At 68.2% G+C, this 18,026-nt stretch carries 18 protein-coding genes; 10 read left to right on the top strand and 8 right to left on the bottom strand.

The window, feature by feature from the left end; translation table 11 throughout:
• Window positions 1–6 precede the first annotated feature (6 nt).
• The 4 genes from hpaH to AB7E83_RS10995 are packed head-to-tail and all read left to right on the top strand — an operon-like array spanning window position 7 to window position 3,416.
• Window positions 7–807 (top strand): 2-oxo-hept-4-ene-1,7-dioate hydratase, encoded by an 801-nt coding sequence (gene hpaH, locus AB7E83_RS11010; protein ID WP_428569058.1) that lies wholly within the window; start codon window positions 7–9, stop codon window positions 805–807.
• Window positions 808–819: 12 nt separating this feature from the next.
• Window positions 820–1,650: an IclR family transcriptional regulator gene (locus AB7E83_RS11005; RefSeq protein ID WP_428569056.1), complete on the top strand. Its 831-nt coding sequence runs from the start codon at window positions 820–822 to the stop codon at window positions 1,648–1,650.
• A 59-nt stretch (window positions 1,651–1,709) separates the two neighbouring features.
• Window positions 1,710–2,900 carry a CaiB/BaiF CoA transferase family protein gene (locus AB7E83_RS11000; RefSeq protein WP_428569053.1) on the top strand — a complete coding sequence of 397 codons (1,191 nt, stop codon included), beginning with the start codon at window positions 1,710–1,712 and terminating at the stop codon, window positions 2,898–2,900.
• 24 nt (window positions 2,901–2,924) lie between these two features.
• Entirely contained in the window at window positions 2,925–3,416 is a 492-nt protein-coding gene (locus tag AB7E83_RS10995; RefSeq protein ID WP_428569051.1) for a MaoC family dehydratase, read from the top strand.
• Between the two features lie 17 nt (window positions 3,417–3,433).
• On the opposite strand, the gene AB7E83_RS10990 is transcribed toward AB7E83_RS10995, so the two are convergent.
• Window positions 3,434–4,414 carry a Bug family tripartite tricarboxylate transporter substrate binding protein gene (locus AB7E83_RS10990; RefSeq protein ID WP_428569049.1) on the bottom strand — a complete coding sequence of 327 codons (981 nt, stop codon included), beginning with the start codon at window positions 4,412–4,414 and terminating at the stop codon, window positions 3,434–3,436.
• Window positions 4,415–4,630: 216 nt separating this feature from the next.
• On the opposite strand from AB7E83_RS10990, the gene AB7E83_RS10985 reads away from it, so the two are divergent.
• Window positions 4,631–5,602, top strand: coding sequence for a Bug family tripartite tricarboxylate transporter substrate binding protein (locus tag AB7E83_RS10985; protein ID WP_428569047.1), 972 nt, complete (start codon window positions 4,631–4,633; stop codon window positions 5,600–5,602).
• 22 nt (window positions 5,603–5,624) lie between these two features.
• On the opposite strand, the gene AB7E83_RS10980 is transcribed toward AB7E83_RS10985, so the two are convergent.
• On the bottom strand, window positions 5,625–6,524 hold the full coding sequence (locus tag AB7E83_RS10980; RefSeq protein ID WP_428569044.1) for a LysR family transcriptional regulator: 900 nt from the start codon (window positions 6,522–6,524) through the stop codon (window positions 5,625–5,627).
• Between the two features lie 118 nt (window positions 6,525–6,642).
• Here AB7E83_RS10980 and AB7E83_RS10975 point away from each other — a divergent pair, with 118 nt between their 5' ends.
• From AB7E83_RS10975 to AB7E83_RS10965, 3 genes are read left to right on the top strand one after another with little or no spacing between them, the layout of a single operon-like run.
• Complete coding sequence (locus AB7E83_RS10975; protein ID WP_428569041.1) at window positions 6,643–7,446, top strand: citryl-CoA lyase; 804 nt, start codon at window positions 6,643–6,645, stop codon at window positions 7,444–7,446.
• Entirely contained in the window at window positions 7,443–8,210 is a 768-nt protein-coding gene (locus AB7E83_RS10970; protein ID WP_428569038.1) for an enoyl-CoA hydratase/isomerase family protein, read from the top strand. The genes AB7E83_RS10975 and AB7E83_RS10970 overlap by 4 nt, the downstream gene beginning before the upstream one ends.
• A gap of 44 nt (window positions 8,211–8,254) precedes the next feature.
• The gene (locus AB7E83_RS10965) at window positions 8,255–9,079 is read left to right on the top strand and encodes a TauD/TfdA dioxygenase family protein (protein ID WP_428569035.1); all 825 of its coding nucleotides are present in this window, start codon (window positions 8,255–8,257) and stop codon (window positions 9,077–9,079) included.
• 75 nt (window positions 9,080–9,154) lie between these two features.
• Here the strand turns inward: AB7E83_RS10965 and AB7E83_RS10960 are convergent, their stop codons facing one another.
• Genes AB7E83_RS10960 through dctP form a run of 6 tightly spaced genes read right to left on the bottom strand, consistent with a single transcriptional unit; the run spans window position 9,155 to window position 16,372 of the window.
• Window positions 9,155–11,071, bottom strand: a complete 1,917-nt coding sequence (locus AB7E83_RS10960) for an FAD-binding monooxygenase (protein ID WP_428569033.1) — start codon at window positions 11,069–11,071, stop codon at window positions 9,155–9,157.
• A gap of 25 nt (window positions 11,072–11,096) precedes the next feature.
• Complete coding sequence (locus AB7E83_RS10955) at window positions 11,097–12,344, bottom strand: cytochrome P450 (RefSeq protein ID WP_428569030.1); 1,248 nt, start codon at window positions 12,342–12,344, stop codon at window positions 11,097–11,099.
• A 29-nt stretch (window positions 12,345–12,373) separates the two neighbouring features.
• The gene (locus AB7E83_RS10950; protein WP_428569027.1) at window positions 12,374–13,444 is read right to left on the bottom strand and encodes an SDR family oxidoreductase; all 1,071 of its coding nucleotides are present in this window, start codon (window positions 13,442–13,444) and stop codon (window positions 12,374–12,376) included.
• The gene (locus tag AB7E83_RS10945) at window positions 13,444–14,742 is read right to left on the bottom strand and encodes a TRAP transporter large permease (RefSeq protein ID WP_428569024.1); all 1,299 of its coding nucleotides are present in this window, start codon (window positions 14,740–14,742) and stop codon (window positions 13,444–13,446) included. Before AB7E83_RS10945 ends, AB7E83_RS10950 begins: the two co-directional genes overlap by 1 nt.
• The gene (locus AB7E83_RS10940; protein ID WP_428569022.1) at window positions 14,742–15,272 is read right to left on the bottom strand and encodes a TRAP transporter small permease subunit; all 531 of its coding nucleotides are present in this window, start codon (window positions 15,270–15,272) and stop codon (window positions 14,742–14,744) included. Before AB7E83_RS10940 ends, AB7E83_RS10945 begins: the two co-directional genes overlap by 1 nt.
• Window positions 15,269–16,372, bottom strand: a complete 1,104-nt coding sequence (gene dctP / locus AB7E83_RS10935; protein WP_428569019.1) for a TRAP transporter substrate-binding protein DctP — start codon at window positions 16,370–16,372, stop codon at window positions 15,269–15,271. Before dctP ends, AB7E83_RS10940 begins: the two co-directional genes overlap by 4 nt.
• Window positions 16,373–16,620: 248 nt before the next feature.
• Between dctP and AB7E83_RS10930 the strand changes: the two genes are divergently transcribed.
• On the top strand, window positions 16,621–16,803 hold the full coding sequence (locus AB7E83_RS10930) for a ferredoxin (protein ID WP_428569116.1): 183 nt from the start codon (window positions 16,621–16,623) through the stop codon (window positions 16,801–16,803).
• A gap of 3 nt (window positions 16,804–16,806) precedes the next feature.
• Entirely contained in the window at window positions 16,807–18,015 is a 1,209-nt protein-coding gene (locus AB7E83_RS10925; protein WP_428569114.1) for an NAD(P)/FAD-dependent oxidoreductase, read from the top strand.
• The last annotated feature ends 11 nt before the right edge of the window (window positions 18,016–18,026 follow it).

Here is an 18,026-nt window from a genome sequence, read left to right as displayed (position 1 = left end):
CCGCCCATGTTGACCCACGAACAGATCGCCCAACTCGCCCGCGACTTGCACGAGAGCGAGCGCACCGGAAAGCAGATCGAGCATTTCTCCCGGCGCTTTCCCGGCATGACCGTGGAGCACGGCTATGCCGTGCAGCGCGAGTGGATGAAGCTCAAGCTCGGCGAGGGCCGCAAGGTCATCGGCCACAAGATCGGCCTCACCTCGCGCGCGATGCAGCAGGCAAGCCAGATCGACGAGCCCGACTTCGGGCTGCTGCTCGACGACATGCTCTTCGCGCCGGGGCCGCTGCCCATGTCGCGCTTCATCGCGCCGCGCGTCGAGGTCGAACTCGCCTTCATCCTGAAGAAAAAGCTGGCCGGCGCGAACGTGACGGTGGAAGAGGTGATCGACGCGACCGAGTACGTCACGCCCGCCATCGAGATCATCGACGCGCGCATCGAGCAGTTCGACCGCGGCACGAAGGTCATGCGCCGGGTCCAGGACACCATCAGCGACAACGCCGCGAACGCCGCCATCGTGATCGGCGGCACGAAGCGCGCGCCCGGCGAAGTCGACCTGCCCTGGGTCGGCGCCGTCCTGCGGCAAAACGGCGTGGTCGAAGAGACCGGCCTGGCCGCGGGCGTGCAGGGCAATCCCGCGATCGGCGTGGCATGGCTCGCGAAGAAGCTCGCGCAGTGGGGCGAGGAGCTTGCGGCCGGCGAGATCGTGCTCGCCGGTTCGTTCACGCGCCCCGTCGCGGCGAAGAAGGGCGACGTGTTCGAGGCCGACTACGGCAGCCTCGGGAAGTTCAGCTTCACGTTCGAGTAAGCGGCCGCGCCGATGACGACGACGGCCCCGGACGACGAGGAACTCGAGCGCAACGCGGCGCCCCGCTCGCCGCTGCGTGTCATGCAGGTCCTGCTCGCCTTGTCCGCGCAGCCCGATGGCCTGTCGCTCGGCAAGCTCGCCGAGCAGCTGCAGCTGCCCAAGACCAGCCTGTTCAGCCTGCTGCGCTCGCTGGAGATGGGCGGCTACGTGATCTCGCGCGACGGCCAGCACCGCCTGGGCGCCGAGGCCCTGAAGCTCGGCGCCGCGCTCATGGGCAACCAGCGCTTTCCGCCGCTCGTGCGCACGCTGTACGCCGAGCTGCCGCGCAAGGTGTCGGAGACCGTGATCTTCTCCGTGCTCGCCGAGGACCGCCGCTCGGTCGTCTACACCGACGTGGTCGAGCCCGAGGTCGCGTTCCGCTACAGCCCGCGCCTGGGCAGCCAGCGGCCGCTCTACGCGACGTCGCTCGGCCACCTGTTTCTCGTCTACGACAAGTCGATCGACCTCGATGCGTATCTGCGCGACACGCCGCTCGAGAAGATCGGCCCCGGCACGGTGACCACGCGCAAGGCGCTCAAGCAGACGCTGGAGCGCGTGGCCGAGACCGGCGTCGCGCTCAGCTCGAGCGGCATCGACGCGGGCGTCGACGGGCTGTCCGTCCCGCTGTTCGACCGCACGGGGCAGATCGTCGCCGCGTTCGCCGTCATCGGCCCCACGGCGCGCATGGCGCAGCATCACGCGCGCAACGAACGCGAAGCGCTGCGCTGCGCCGGCGAGATCTCGAGCATCCTCGGCTACACGGGACCGTATCCGCGCGTGGGGCCGGGCGGCCCGAACCGCTGAACGACTCCTCAGGTTTTTTGACTTGTGCCGAGGGGCCGCGCTCGCCTAGGATCGCGCGCATGAGCCTCCGTCCCCTCACCGGTATCCGCGTCCTCGATTTCAGCAAGGTCCTCGCCGGCCCCCTGTGCGGCCAGTACCTCGGCGAACTCGGGGCCGACGTCATCAAGATCGAGCCGCCCGACACGGGCGACGACACGCGCTCGTGGTTTCCGCAGAAGGAAGGCATTTCCGCGACCTACCTCGCCGTCAACCACAACAAGCGCAGCCTCGGCCTGAACCTCAAGCACCCGGGCTCGCGCGATGTCGTGAAGCGCCTGGTCGAGAACGCCGACGTCGTGCTGCAGGGCTTCGGCGGCCGCACCGGCGAGAAGCTGGGCGTCGACGACGCGACGCTGCGCGCGATCAATCCGCGCCTGATCTACGTCGAGGTCTCCGGCTACGGCCGCGAGGGTCCCAAGGGCAACGACCCCGGCTACGACGTGATGCTGCAGGCCTTCAGCGGCATGCTCGCCACGATGGGCGAGCCCGGCGGCGGCTTCGCGCGCGCCAGCTTCTCGCCCATCGACATGTCCACCGGCATGTACGCCATGAGCGGCGTGCTCGCCGCGCTGCTCGAGCGCGGGCGCACCGGCAAGGGCACGTACCTCGAGGTTTCGCTGCTCGACACGGCCCTCGGTCTCATGAGCTACCCGATCCAGAACTTCTGGCAGAGCGGCAAGCTGCCGCAGCGCATGGGCACGGGGCATCCGGCGATGGCGCCCTACCAGGCCTTCGAGGCGAAGGACGGCCCGATGATGATCGGCGTGGGCAACGACGCGCAATGGAAGCGCTTTTGCGAGGCGGCGGGACTGCAGGACATCGTTGCCGACCCCGACTTCGCGACCAACGCCGCGCGCGTGGCGAACTTCGACCGAATCGTCGCGATCGTGCAGGAGCGCGTGCGCAAGAACACGGTGGCCGAATGGCTCGCGCTGCTCGCGCCCGCTTCGGTGCCCTGCTCGCCGATCCACACCGTCGCGCAGGCGCTCGCGCATCCGCAGGTCGCCACGCGCGGCCTGATCGAGGAGACGCAGCACCCCGTGCTCGGCACCCTCCAGCAGGTCGGCCTGCCCGTGCGCTTCGACGGCGCGCCGCGCGAAGCCGCGCGCACGCCGCCGCTGCTGGGCGAGCACACCGAGGAGATCCTGCGCGAAGCCGGCTACGCCGACGCGGACATCGCCGCGCTGCGCGCCGCCGGCACGATCGCCTGACCCCAATTCGAACACCCGATGCCCATGACGCAAGAAACGAAATTCGATCCGACGCAGCACCGCATGGTCGAGACCAAATGGTTCGAGGATTTCAAGATGGGCGAGCGCTTCGTCCTGCCCTCGCGCACCATGACGGACGGCGTGTTCGCCGCCTTCCAGGCGGCCAGCGGCGACAACCATCCGGTGCATTACGACGTGGAATACTGCCGCGCGCGCGGCATGCCGCACATGCTGGCCCACGGCTTCCAGATCCTCGCGCAGACCTGCGGCGGCGCCGGCCTGTTCGCCTACTACGTCGAGGATTCGCTCAAGGGCTTCATCGAGCAGAGCAGCCGCTTCCTCGGCATGGTGTTCGTGGGCGACACGGTCTACCCCGCGCTCGAAGTGATCGAGCTCGTGCCCAACCGCACGACCGGCGTGCTCACCCTGCGCGTCACCGTCCACAACCAGCGCGGCGAGCTGGTGATGGACGGGCTGCAGAAGTACCTGCTGAAGAAGCGGCCGGTCGCCGCCTGATCCTCAGGGGGGCCGGCTCACTCGGGCTGGATGCCCGCGGCCTTGATCAGCTCCAGCCACTGCGTCTGGTCGCCGCGCATGCGCCGGCCCATCTCGGCCGCGTTCATGGGCTCGAGGTCGGTGGAGAGCGACACGTACTGCTGCTTCACCTCCGGCAGCGCGAGCACCGTGTTCACCGCCTGGGCGATGCGATCGACCACGGCCTGGGGCGTGCCCTGCGGCGCGACCAGGCCGATCCAGGTGACGAGCTGCGTGCCGGGTACGCCGGGGAACGATTCTTCGAGCGTCGGCACTTCGGGCGCGGCGCTCGAGCGCTTGCCGGCCGAGATCGCGACGGCGGCAGCCTTGCCCGAGCGCACCTGCGGCACGCCGTTGCTCACGTCGACGATGGCCACCGGCACCTGGCCGCCCAGCAGGTCGGTGATGGCCTGGGGCGTGCCCTTGTACGGCACGCCGGTGAACTTGACGCCGCTGATCTTCGACAGCGCGGCCAGCGCGACCTGCGCGCTCGACGAGCCGTAGCCCACGGCAAGCGGCTGCGGCTGGCGGCCGGCGTGCGCGATCAGCGACTTCAGGTCCTTCGCGGGGTAGTCGGCGCGCACGAGGAACATCATCGACGTAGAGGCCAGGCCGGCGACGGGCACGAAGTCCCTGATCGGGTCGTAGGGCAACTGCTTGAACAGGCCCACGTTCGCCGCGAGGGTGGTCGTGGAGCCGGCGAGCAGCGTGTAGCCATCGGGCTTCGCGCGCGCGGCGAACTGGCTGCCGATCACGCCGTTGGCGCCGGCCTTGTTGTCGATGACGACCGGCTGACCCAGCACCTTCGCCAGCGCGACGGCCACCGGTCGGATCACGTTGTCGGTGTAGCTGCCGGGGCCGTACGGGACGACGATGGTCACCGGGCGCGACGGAAAGTCCTGCGCGAGGGCGGCAACGGGCAGCAGCGCGGCGGCGAGCGCGACGGCGGCCGCGCGGCGAGTAATGCAGAATGTCTCCATGGCTTTCTTGTCCTTCGTGGGTCGAGCCCGATGCTAGGGCAGTCGCGCTCGGGCTCGCAACTCAGATGATCGGAACCATTGTTCAGCGCCGCTGAAGAGCGGGATTGAACAATCCTTCAGATCATTTGATTTGTACGCAGGCCCGGGAGCGCCTACGCTCGCGCTCACGCCTCTTCGAGGCGTTTGTTTTTTCACATTCAGCATTCAGGAGACAAGATGATCGATCGCAGAACGCTGCTGGCCCTGGCGGCCGCGCCGCTGCTGGCCGCCACGGCACCGTGGGTCCACGCCCAGGGCGACGACTTTCCGTCGCGTCCCATCACGCTGGTCGCGCCCTTCCCCGCCGGCTCCGTGACCGACGCCGTGACGCGCGTGCTCGCGAATTCGCTGAGCCAGCAGCTCGGCAAGCCCGTGGTGGTCGAGAACAAGGCCGGCGCGCAGGGCACCATCGGCGCCGCCTTCGTCGCCGCCGCCAAGCCCGACGGCTACACGCTGCTGGTGGGCTCTTCGGGCATGTTCGTCGCGAAGAGCTTCTACAAGACGCTGCCCTACGACCCGATGGAGAGCTTCACGCCGGTCGCCGCGGTCGGCTCCACCGCCATGATGTTCGTCGTGCCGGAAAATTCGCCGCTGCGCACGATCGCCGACCTCGCCGCCGCGTCGAAGAAGCAGCCCGTCAGCATGGCCTACGGTTCGCCGACCGGCCAGGTGGCCGTGGCGCTTTTCTCGACCGTCACCCAGACGAAGCCGCTGGCGGTGAGCTACCGCGGCATTCCGCAGGCCATCACCGACATGCTCGGCGGGCAGGTGCAAGTGGCCGTGGTCGACGTCGGCAACGCGCTGGCGCAGGTCAATGGCGGCAAGGCGCGCGCGCTCGCGATCTCGTCGACGAAACGCTATGCCGGGGCGCCCCAGGTGCCGACGCTGCAGGAGTCGTATCCGCGCGCGGCCGGCGCGCTGGAAACCATCATCGCGATCCAGGCTCCGGCGGGCACGCTCCCGGCCGTGGTCCAGAAGCTCGACACGGCGCTGAAGCAGGCCATGGCCAGCACCGAAGTCAAGGCACGCTTCCAGGTGCTCAACACCTCGGTGCTCTCGCTGTCGTCGAAGGACCTGGCCGCCCGGCTTCGCGCCGATAATCCGCGCTGGGAGTCGCTGATGAAGCAGGCAGGGATCGCGCCGCAGTAAGCCGGGGCGGCGCAAACGCGCCTCAGGTCGCGCGCCGCGCACGCGGCGCCGACTTCGCCACGCACAACTCGACGAAGCGCTTCGCCGCGGGCGACAGCGAATGGCCGCGGATCGTGACGATCGAGATCGTGCGCTTCAGCGCCGGCCGCACGATGCGCACGGTCTTCAGCGCCGTGTGCCGCGGCAACGACACGGCCGGCAGCACGCCGACGCCCAGCCCGGCCTCCACCATGACGAGCGTCGTGCTCACGTGCGTGAACTGGTAGCTGAAGTCGGGCTCGAGCCCCTCCTGCCTCAGCACGTCCTGCAGATGCACGAGGAACTGGGAGTTGCCGGGCGCGAGGATGCGGCCCTTCGACAGCTCCCGCAGGGTGATCGTGGGTCGCCGGGCCGCCGGATGATCGGCCGGCACCACGGCCACGTAGTCGTCGACGAAGAGCGGCTGCGAGTCGAGCTCGCCCGGCTTGTCGGGCGGCGGTCCGATGCCGAAGTCGACCTCGCGGCGGCGCACGGCTTCGAGCAGCTCGGGCTGGGCCAGCTCGCGCACTTTCACGCGGATGCCCGGATAGTCGCGCGAGAACTCCGCGAGGATGGCCGCGAGGCTGCTGCCCGCCACCGTCGGCACGCATGCGAACGAGAGCTGCCCCTGCTGCGCATCCGCCGCCTGCTGGATGCGCGCAAGCGACGCATCGAGCTCGGCCATGGCCTTGCGCGTGCTGATCATCAGCTCCTCGCCCTCGCGGGTCAGCTCGACCTTGCGCGTGGTGCGCTGGAAGAGCGCGACGCCCAGGCGCTCCTCCAGCTGCTTGATCTGCATGCTGACGGCGGGCAGCGACAGGTGCATCTGCTCCGCCGCCTTGCGAAAGCTCGCGTTCTCGGCAACCGCGAGAAAGGTGGAAAGCACCTTGAAGTTGATCTTCATCGGAGAGGCTGGACGAGGAGGCACGGAAGGGAGCACTGAAGAATCGATCAGATTATTTGACTTGTGCCGCACGCGCCACGATCCTAGCATCGTCATTCACCCGAACAGGAGCGCCCCCGTGGCCCGCAAGCAGAAAGAAATCCGCACCGACATCGGCTGGAGCGACCCGGCCAGCATCACCCTCTTCGGCCGGGACTTCCCGAGCGAGATCCTGGGGCACCTCAACCTCGGCGACATGGGCTTCCTGGAGCTCACGGGGCGCTTCCCGAACCCGGCCGAATCGAAGATGTTCAACGCCATGGTCGTGACGCTCGTCGAACACGGCATCACGCCCAGCGCCATCGTCGCGCGCATGACCTACATGGGCGCGCCCGAGTCGCTGCAGGGCGCGGTGGCCGCCGGCCTGAACGGGCTGGGCACCGTGTTCGTCGGCAGCATCGAAGGCGCGGCCCGCATCCTGCACGACGCCATGCCCAAGGCCGATCCCAACGCCGACTTCGCCGCGCTCGCGGCCGCCATCGTCAAGCCCTTCACCGACGGCAAGCGCATCGTGCCGGGCATCGGGCATCCGCTGCACAAGCCGATCGATCCGCGCACGCCGCGCCTGCAGGAACTCGCGCGCGAGACCGGCTTCGACGGCCCGTACTTCAAGCTCATGGAAGCGGTGGCGGCGGAAGCTGGCCGCGCGAGCGGCAAGGTGCTGCCGATGAACGCGACCGGCGCCATCGGCGCGCTGTGCTGCGAAATGGGTTTCGACTGGAAGATCTGCCGCGGCCTCGGCGTCATGGCGCGCGCGGTCGGCCTGGTGGGCCACATCCTCGAGGAGTCGCGCAACCCGATGGGCGGCGAGATCTGGGCCAGCATCGAAGAGCGCGCGACGGCGCACATGAAGCCCGCGGCGGACGGAGACAAGTCGAAATGATCCGCTACGAAGTTCAGGACGGCGTCGCGCAGATCCTGCTGGACAACCCGCCCGTCAACGGCATCACGCTCGAATCGCTCGAGCAGCTGATGGCGCAGCTGCGCGAGGCGGGCAAGGACTCCCGCGTGCGTGCCATCGTGCTGGGCAGCGCGGTGCCGGGCCGCTTCTGCGGCGGCCTCGACCTGCCGAAGTTTCGCGAGAGCACGCCCGAGCAGATGCACGCGATCGTGAACAAGCTCTACTTCGAGCTCTTCGAGCTGCAGCAGAGCCTGCCCAAGCCCGTGATCGCGGCCATCGTCGGCTCCGTGCGCGGCGGCGGCATGTCCATCGCCATCACCTGCGACATGATCGTGGCGGCGGAGGATTCCACGTTCGGCTATCCCGAGCTCGAAGTCGGCCTGGTGCCCGCGATCCACTACAACCACCTGCCGCGCATCGTCGGCCGATATCGCGCGTTCGACCTGCTCTTCACCGGCCGCGTGTTCAGCGCGCAGGAGGCGGTGGACCTCGGGCTCGTGAGCCGCACCGCGCCGGCCGCCGACGTCCTGGCGAAGGCACGCGAAGTCGCGGCCGTGCTGGCGAAGAAGTCGCCCACGCTGGTTCGCCTGGGCAAGGCGGGCTTCACGCGCGCCACGGACAACGGCTACCGGCAGGGCGCGGGCGCCGCGGTCGACCTCGTCTCCACCGTGTTCGGCACGGCGGACGGCGCGGAAGGCCTCGCCGCCTTCGCCGAGAAGCGCAAGCCGAACTGGCGCATGCCCTGAGCACACCCTTCAAGCACACGAATCGATTTCGACGAGGAGCCTCCATGGAAATCCGACGCATCGCGGGCGCCCTCGGCGCCGAACTCTCCGGGCTCGACCTGCGCAAGCCGCTCACCGAGACGCAGGCGGCCGAAGTGCGCGCCGCATACCTCGCGCACAAGGTCGTGTTCTTCCGCGGCCAGCCGCTGGACCCGGCGCAGTTCGTGCAGTTCGCGCGCCTGTTCGGCACGCCCGTCGAGTATCCGTTCGTGAAGGGAATCGAGGGGTATCCCGAGATCATCGAGGTCAAGAAGCTGGAGCATGAGCGCGTCAACTTCGGCGGCGTGTGGCATTCGGACACCACGTATCTCGAGACGCCGCCGATGGGCACGATGCTGCTGTCGAAGATCGTGCCGCCCTACGGCGGCGATACGCTGTTCGCCAACCAGGTGGCGGCGTACGAGGCGCTGTCGGACACGATGAAGCGCCTGCTCGACGGGCTGGTGGGCATCGCCAGTTCCGCCAAGGCGGACGTCTCGAAGACGCGCGAGGACCGGCTGAAGACCGACGGCAATCAGGAAGCGAAGAAGGAATACACCGCGCACCATCCCGTCGTGCGCACGCACCCGGAGACGGGCGAGAAGGCGCTGTACGTGAACACGGCGCACACGGCGGGCATCGTCGGCCTCACCGAAGCGGAAAGCGCGCCACTGCTGAATTTCCTCTTCGAGCACCAGATCAAGCCCGAATTCACCTGCCGCTGGTCGTGGCAGCCCGACTGCATCGCTTTCTGGGACAACCGGGCCGCGCAGCACAACCCGGTCAACGACTACCACGGCTTCCGGCGCGTGCTGCAGCGGATCACGCTGGCGGGGACGAAGCCGGTCTGAGGGCCCTCGGAAAGCTCATCGAGTTCGTCGTCTCGGCCCGTCGCGGAAAGAGGTCCGGCGAATCTCGTCGAGGGTTCATGCGCGATTGATCGCAGTCATGAACGCGGCAAAGAACGCCGCCAGCTCCGCATGCGCCTCCAACGGCAACACATGCGCGACGTACTGGTCCGGCCGCACGACGACCAGCGCGCCGCGCTCGCGGTCGATGCCCCGAACATCGAAGATGTCGTTCTTCGGGTCGGCGCTGAATATCTTCTCGTAGTCGATCAGGCCGAAGCGGCCTTTGCGCGGGAGCAGCAGCGCGGGCATGAAGTCGATGGCGAGCTCCGCATGCGCCCGCTGGAAGATCGCGCGGAGGTCGAAGACCGCATCGGGGTCCTGATCCGCCGGCGAGTGACGGCGCAAAGGCGAAGTCGCATCCTCCGCGAGGAACCGGCACAACGCGCGAATGCCCGAGGCCGTGCCCGCGTCGTCTTCCCTGTCCGCGAAGGCATACAAGCGCCACCGCCCATCGGCCTTGCCCACATGCCCGAGGTGCAGGGGTCTCGCGTCCGATATGCGGATCACGGGCGCCGAGTGAAAGCGCGTGCCGATGACGAAGCCAGAAGCCAACGCCTGATGCGTGTCGCCGCCCCGGATGATCGACGGACGATAGTGCGTCCCCATCCCCGCGGTGAAGCGCGCATGCCGCTCGAAATACTTCTTGAACTCCTTCGGGTCGACACCGCCCGCCTCGCCGCCGTCGGCGCCCGTCGAAGCCTTGTCGCTGAACATCTTCGCCCACTCGCGGTCGAAGTCGATCAACTCCTGCGCCACCACCTGCCGCTCTTGCGAGTACGTATGCAGCAGCGAAGGCGCGCTGCGCCCTCGCAAGACCGCGGCCAGCTTCCAGCCGAGGTTGAACGTGTCCTGCATGCTGAAGTTCATGCCCTGTCCGGCCTTCGGACTGTGCGTGTGGCACGCATCGCCTGCGATGAAGACCCGCGGCTCGCGCGAATCCCGCTCGCCAGGCGGAACGTCGTCGTAGTTGTCGCAGATGCGCTGGCCGATCTCGTACACCGACCACCACGGCACCTCCTTCACGTCGAGCGTGTAGGGATGCAGGATCGCCCGCGCCGTGTCGATCAGCTTCTCGAAGGTGATGCCGCGACTCGACACCCGCTCGTCCTCGCCTAGCTTGTCCATCTCCACGTAGAGGCGCACGAGGTACCCGCCTTCGCGCGGGATCACGAGCAGGTTGCCGCTTTCGGACTGCACCGCGCACTTGTAGCGGATGTCGGGAAAGTCGGTGACGGCCAGCACGTCCATCACGCCCCACGCCTGGTTGGCCGAGTCGCCGACCAGCTGCAGGCCGATGGCCTTGCGCACCGCGCTGCGGGCGCCGTCGCAGCCGACGACGTAGCGCGCCTTCACGGTCTCGACCTCGCCGCCCGCGCGTTCCATGCGCACGGTGACGGGATGGTCGGCCGCAGCCGGATCGATCGCCACATCGACCACGCGACGCGCGTAATGCGGCTCCAGGCGCGACGGCGAATTGCGCATGAGATCCAGATAGAAGTCATGCACCCGCGCCTGGTTCAGCACCACGTGCGGAAACTCCGACAGGCCGTCCTCGGTGTCCTGCACGCGCCCGTGCCGCACGATCTTCGCCGGATCGTCCTCGCCCGGCTTCCAGAACGTCACCTCGTTGATCCAGCACGCCTCCTTCAGCACGCGCTCGCTGAAGTTGAAGGCCTCGAACATCTCCATGGTGCGGCAGGCGATGCCGTCGGCCTGGCCGAGCTGAAGCGCTCCGTCCTTCTGTTCGACGATGCAGGTGCGGATGTCGGGGAAAGCGGCGAGCTGGGCGGCGAGCGTGAGCCCGGCCGGGCCGCAGCCGACGATCAGGACGTCGGTGGTCGAGGGCAGCGCCTCGGTGCGCGCCGGCATGCCGGGCGCGGCGGGCTGGACATGCGGATCGCCGGGACGAAAGCCGTCGAGATGGAATTGCATCCCGGCATTTTGCGCCGACGTGGCCTCAGGGAATCGAGACCGTCACGCTCGTATAGCCCCACTGGAACGACGACGGCGTGCGGATCGCTTCCTCGATCGTGTACTCCGGCACGCGCCGCAGGAACTCCTGCAGCAGGATCTTGCCCTCCAGCCGCGCGAGGTGCGAACCGATGCAGAAGTGCAGGCCGTTGCCGAAGCCCATGTGCCGCTCGATCTTGCGGTTCCAGATGAACTTGTCGGGATTGTCGAATTCGCGGTCGTCCCGATTGGCGGACTGGATCAGCGCGATCACGCGCTCGCCGCGTTCCAGCTTCTGGCCCGCGATCTCGATGGGCGTGTCGACCGTGCGCATGAACCACTGCGCCGGGCCGCAGTAGCGCAGCATCTCCTCGAACGCAGGCGCGGCATTGTTCTCCAGGTCGCTCAGCACCTCGGCTTTCTGCTCCGGCGCATTGTTCAACTCCATGAGGCCGTGCGCGAACACCTTGGGCAGCGTCTCCGACCCGCCGAGGACGATGCTGGACATCAGCGTGGCGATGTCGTTGACCGTGAGCTTGCGGCCTTCCACGTCGAGCGCGCGCAGCTTGTCGATGGCGGGCACGGCGTGTCCCGACGTTCCGTCGATCTGCTTGCGGATGGCCTTGCGGCAGATTTCCAGCAGCACCTCGCGGTTCTGTTGCCAGTCGGGCGGGAAGCCGCCCGTCACCGGGTCCTGCTTGGTCGCGAAGTTCGCGGCGGCCAGCACCTCGGCCGCGTCCTCGATGGGAATGCCGCACATGCGGCACACCGAGCCAGCCGCCACGATGCCCGCGAAATCGAGGTTGAGGTTGAAGCGCTTGCGCGGAATCAGCGCGTCGAGCAGCGCATTGGTGCGCGCACGGATGTCGTCGGCGATCGCGGCGACCGACTTCGGCCGCAGCTCCGCCATCATCGCGTTGCGCAGCTTGGCGTAGACGCCCGGCTCGTTGAAGCCGAACAGCGGCGTCGGGTCCTTCTGCCACTTCGGACCCGCGCCCTTCTCGAATTTCGAGAGGCCTTCCTTGCTTCCGAGCGTGCCTTCGGACGTGTGGAAATGGTGGTCGTTGTGGAAGATGCGCAGCACGTCCTCGAAGCGCGAGAACGCCCAGGCGTTGTACTGGGGCATGTGATAGGCCGGATGCTTCTCGCGCAGCACCTTGTAGAAGGGCAGCGGATCGCGCATGACGGCGTGCGAGAACGGGTCGAAATCGAAGGCGGCATGCGGCGACTTCACCGCGTCGGTCGTGAGGGACATGGGGAGGTTCCTTCCTGGGAAAACGAAATTCAGTCCGGCAGAAGTTTGCGCTTCTGCAGATCGCGCCACCACCACGAATAGCTATCCACGGTGTCGATGCAGTCCGCGAAACCGGCCTGGCGGATCTTGATCGTGCTCATGAGCTGCGAGCGTGCGCCGTGGCGGTCGCTCAGCGCGAAGTCGGCCGATTGCCAGCTGGCGCCGACGAGCGTGTCGAGCGCAATGTCCTGCAGGCCGTGGCGCTGCACAATGCGCGACCAGACCGCGTCCTTGCCGCTCATGACCTTCACGAGCGGCATTGGCTGCGTGAGGCCGGTTTCCATGCCGAAGACGCGCGCGAGCTCGGGCCACAGGCCGCGGAACGTGTACACGTCGCCGTTGGTGATGTTGAAGATCTCGTCGGCGGCGGACGGCGAGTCGATCGCCCAGGCGATGGCCTTCGCGAGCAGCCGCGCATCGGTCGCTTCCAGCACGACGTCCTCGCCCGTGCCGGGGAACACGAGCGGCAGTCCGAGCTCGCGGCTGATCGCCGCGTACACGCCGAGGTAGACGAGCGGATTCATCGCGCTGCCGGTCGCGAGGCCGAGGATGCCCTGCGGCCGGAACACCGTCCACTTCCACCCGCGCCTCGCGCCGCGCTCGCGCAAGAGGTCTTCCTGCGTCCAGTAGAAGTTGGGATGGATGTGACGCGGCGCGCGCTCCTTCAGCGGCGGATGCGTGGGGCCGAGATGCACGCCGTATGCCTTCGCGCCCTGCATCGCGGTCACGTGCCGCAGACCGGGGTTGCCGGGCTCCAGCGCATCGAGCAGGTTGCGCAGCATGCCCGTGTTGATCTCGGTGTGCTTCGGGTCGAACCATCCACCCAGCAGGTCGGGGCTTTCGTAAAGCGCGCCGTACACGACCGCATCGACGTCGCGAAGGGCAGCGAGCTGCGCGCAGCTTTCGGCGCTCGTCAGGTCGACCGCCATGTACTTCGTCGTGCTGGACGAGGCCTGCGCTCGGCGCGACAGCCCCACCACCTCCCAGCCGAGCGACTCGAAATGGGCGACCGCCGAACTCCCGATCAGGCCCAGTGCGCCGGCGACGACGACTTTCGGCATCACTCGATGAGGAACAGGGAGAGCTGCGGAAACGCGATCATCAGCCCGACGATCACGATCTCCATCAGCAGGAAGGGCGCGCAGCCGACGAAGGCGTCGCGCAGCGAAATGCCGGGATGCGATGCCTTCACCACCAGCACGTTCAGGCCGACCGGCGGCGTGAGGCAGCCGATCTCGATCAGCTTGCACACGAGCAGGCCGAACAGCACGGGGTGGATGCCCGCGGCCTGCACGATGGGAAAGGCGATGGGCACGGTAATCAGCAGCAGCGACACGCCGTCGAGGAAGCAGCCGAGCACGAAGTAGGGAATGAGCAGCAGCAGCAGCAGTTGCGTGGGCGAGAGCTTGAGCGACGTGATGTACTGCACCAGCTCCTGCGCGGCCTGCGTGGTCGTCAGTGCGAGGCTGAAGAGTCCGGCGCCGATGATCAGCGCGAAGATCGACGACGTGGTGGCGCCCGTCTGCATCAGGCCCTCCTTCACGTGCGCCATGGGCTTCGGACGGCGCAGCACCGCCACGAGCGACAGCAGCGCGCCGACGGCCGCCGCCTCGGTGGGCGTCGCGAGGCCGGTGTAGATCGAGCCCATCACCAGCAGGAACAGCAGGATCACCTCCCACATGTTCACCACGGCGCGGGCCTTTTCGCGCACGGTGTAGCGCTCGGTGGGCTTCGGACCGGCCAGGTGGGGCTTCCACTTCACCATGATGAGGATGCCGATGATGTAGACCACCGCCGTCAGGATGCCCGGAATGAAAGCCGCGAGAAAGAGCTTGCTGATCGGCACCTGCGTGACGATGGCGTAGAGGATGAGGATGCCGCTCGGCGGGATCAGCGCGCCGAGCGTGCCGCCCGAGGCGACGCAGCCGGTCGCCAGGCTTTCCTTGTAGCCCTTCTCCAGCATCTCGGGCAGCGCGACGCGGGCGAAAGTCGCGGCCGTCGCGACGCTCGAACCGCAGATCGTGCCGAACGCGGCGCAGGCGAAGACGGTGGCAATGGCCAGGCCGCCGTGGACGCGGCCCAGCAGCTTCTGCCCGGCCTCGTAGGCGCGTGCCGAAAGCCCGGCGGAGAACGCCATGTGCCCCATGAACAGGAAAAGCGGCATCACGACGAAGCCGAATTCCGCGGAATTCGCGTACGCGACGTTCGACAGCAGGAACTCGATGGCGCGCCACGGCCGCTCGATCATCAGACCCACGATGCCGGAGGCCGCGAGGCCGAAGGCGATGGGAACGCGCAGCGCCAGCAGGCCGAGCAGCACGACGACCATCGCCATGCCGGCGCTGTAGGTGCCGCCCATCAGCGGCTTCCTTCGTTCGCTGCGGCCGCCTCGGGCGGCGGCAGCGGACGGAACAGAGCACGGACCGAGCGCACCAGGTCGATGAGCAGTTGCACCCCGAGCAGGATCAGGCCGAACGCGAGCACCATGCGCGCGGGCCACAAGGGGAAAGGCACGAGGTCGAAGCTCATCTCGTTCTGGTCGAACGATCGCATCGCGTGCGAGCTGCTCAGCTTCGCGAGCAGCGACACCACCGCCAGGCCGACCGCGTGCGCGAACACCTCGATCGCCTGCTGCCCGCGCGGCGGAAACAGGTTGGCGATGAGGTCGACGCGATAGTGCTCCTTCGCCCGCTGCACGTTCGCGAGGCCGAGGAAGATCACGCAGACGAGCAGCAGCGTCGAGAGGATGGTGCCGCCGGGCAGCGGCCAGTTGAACAGGCTGCGTCCCAGGATGTCGATCACGACGATCGCGATGATCCCGAGGACGAACAGCCCGCTCAGCACGCTGAGCCAGCGCGCGAAGGACTCGAAGGCGGCAACGAGCCTCACTGCACCTTGCACTTCTTCGCGGCGAGGCGGTCGAAGGCCGGCGTCCACTTCACCGTCGCCTCATGCTTGCGCACGGCGGCGGAATACTCCTCCAGCAGCTTGCCGGCGTTGCCGTTGGCCGAGGCCCACTTGATCCATTCGGCATGCACTTCCTTGCCGACGGTGTCCTTCAGCTTCTTCTTCTCGTCGGCCGAGAAGCGGTTGACGACGAGGTCGCCCTTGTAGTCGCAGATCTTCGTCACGGCGCTGTCGAGCGACGCGTTGAGCAGATCCAGGTAGCGCGGCAGCGCCTCCTTCATCACGTTGCGGAAGATCGTGCGCTGGCCCTCGGTCAGCTTGTCCCAGCGCGCCTTGTTGATCGCGGTGATTCCGATCGAGAACGTGCCGAGGCCACCGCCGTCGGAGCCGAACTTCGCCGCCTCGTGGATGCCGCCGAGGACGGCCGCATCCATCGGCACCGAGGACACGGCATCGACCACGCCGCGCGGCAGGCCTTCCACCGCTTCGGCGTACGACAGCGCCACCGGCGTGCCGCCCATTTTCTGGATCGCGGTGCCGATGTCCTGCACGGCCCGGATGCGCTTGCCCTTGTAGTCGGCTGCGGTCTTCAGCGGCTTGCTGCTCCAGTAGCTGTTCTCCGCGTACATGCTGGCGAAGAGCGCCACGGTCCCGCGCGACTCGAACTCGCGCTTGAGGTCGGCGTTGTTCAGCAGCATGTCCATCGCGGCGTGATTGCCCGCGGCGGCGTTGTCGGTGACGAAGGGCAGCGTGAAGTTGTTGAGGCGGTAGTCGTTGCGGTTGTACGCGCCGGGCGCGCCCATCGCCATGTCGGCCGCGCCGCTCGCAAGGCCGGGGAAGGTGTCGGGCGCCTTCAGCAAGGTGCTCGCGAAGAAACGCTTGAACTTGATCTCGCCGTTCGTGCGCTTCTCGATCTCGTCCATCATCCAGTTGTTGACGGCCGAGATCGGGAAGGCCGTGGGCAGGTAGGAAGCGAAAGTCAGCTCCGTCGCCGCTCTCGCGGTCGTGGGGACGAGGCCCGACGCGGTCACGGCCAGTGCGAGCGCGCTCGCGAGCGCAAGGCGTCTAGCTTGGAATTTCATGCTTGTCTCCGGTTGGAATGGATGGCGCTTCTGCAGCGAGGCATGGTGCGGCGCGCGCGTCGGCCGCCGCAACAACGCCCATTCGCCTGTTCCGTACATTGGATCGCCCTTGTTCCACATAGTGCGACACGGGGCGATCCACTGTACGGAACGGGACTCTCGGGCGCGTTGACGCGCGCGGCCGGCGCGTCGAACGATACGGTCCGCTCGCGCATGGGCGTGTTTCATAGGAGACGGAATTGAAGATCGTGATTGACTGGGACCGCTGCGAAGGCAACGGCGCCTGCGTGCCCGCCGCGCCGCAACTGTTCGACATCGACGACAAGGACATGCTCATCGTGCTGCAGGAAACGCCGCCCGAGGAGCAGCGCGCCGCGCTCGAGCGCGCCGTGGCGGCCTGCCCGCGCCGCGCCATCACCATCGAGGGCTGAGCGCTGCGAACCATCGCCATCGCCGGCGCATCGCTCGCGGGGCTCAACGCGGCGCAGGAGCTTCGCGCCGCGAACTTCGGCGGGCGCATCGTCATGGTCGGGCGCGAGGCCGGGATGCCCTACGACCGCCCGCCCCTGTCGAAGCAGATGCTCGAGGGCACGATGCCCGCCGCCGAGCTCGCGCTCGACTGCAAGCCCGAACTCGATCTCGACTGGCGGCTCGGTCGCGCGGCCTCGCGCCTCGACGTCGCCGGCAAAACACTCACGCTCGACGACGGCGAGACGCTCGCCTTCGACGGCCTCGTCATTGCCACCGGCGCATCGCCGCGCCGCCTGCCCTTCGGCACGCTGGCCGGCATGCACGTGCTGCGCACGCGCGAGGATGCGCAGGCGCTGAAGGCCGACCTCGAGCGCAAGCCCGCGCGCGTGGTCGTGATCGGCGGCGGCTTCATCGGCGCCGAGGTCGCGTCCACCTGCCGCGCGCTCGGCATCGCCGTGACCATCGTCGAGCCGCTTCCCGGCCTGCTGCTGCGCGTGCTCGGTGCGGCCGTGTCGGCGCACGTCGACCGCATCCATGCCGGGCACGGCGTCGACCTGCTGACGGGCCGGCAGGCCGTCGGCGCGCTGGCCGACGGCGCGGGGCGCGTGCGCGCGGTGCAACTGGCCGACGGCAGCGAAGTCGCCTGCGAAGTCGTCGTCGTCGCCATCGGCGTGACGCCCGACACCGCCTGGCTGCAAGGCTCGGGCCTCGACGTGTCCGACGGCGTCCTGTGCGACGCCACCTGCCTGGCCGCGCCCGGCATCGTCGCGGCGGGCGACATCGCGCGCTGGCCCAACGTGCGCTTCGACGAATGCCGGCGCGTCGAGCACTGGGAAAACGCCGTGCAGCAGGGGCGGCACGCCGCGCGCACGCTGCTCGCCATGCCCGCGTCGCCGGCGCAGAACTACACGCCCGTTCCCTGGGTGTGGTCCGACCAGTTCGGCCTGAAGCTCCAGGTGTACGGCTCCACGGTCGGCCACGAGGAAGTGCTGATGGTTGACCCGCCCTCCGACGACGATCCCAAGTTCATCGCGCTCTACCGGCGCGGCCATCGCCTCGCGGGCATCGCCGGCATCGGCAAGGTGCGCGCGGTGCTCGGCTGGCGCCGCCTGCTCGGCGACGGCGCGTCGTGGGACGACGCCCTGTCCCATGCGAAAGCCACCCGCGGCTGAAGCGCCGCGCC

It is taken from the genome of Ramlibacter sp., assembly GCF_050250995.1.
GTDB lineage: Bacteria > Pseudomonadota > Gammaproteobacteria > Burkholderiales > Burkholderiaceae_C > Ramlibacter.
Note: the sequence above shows the minus strand (reverse complement) of the source record. Positions and strands in the feature narration are given on the sequence as shown.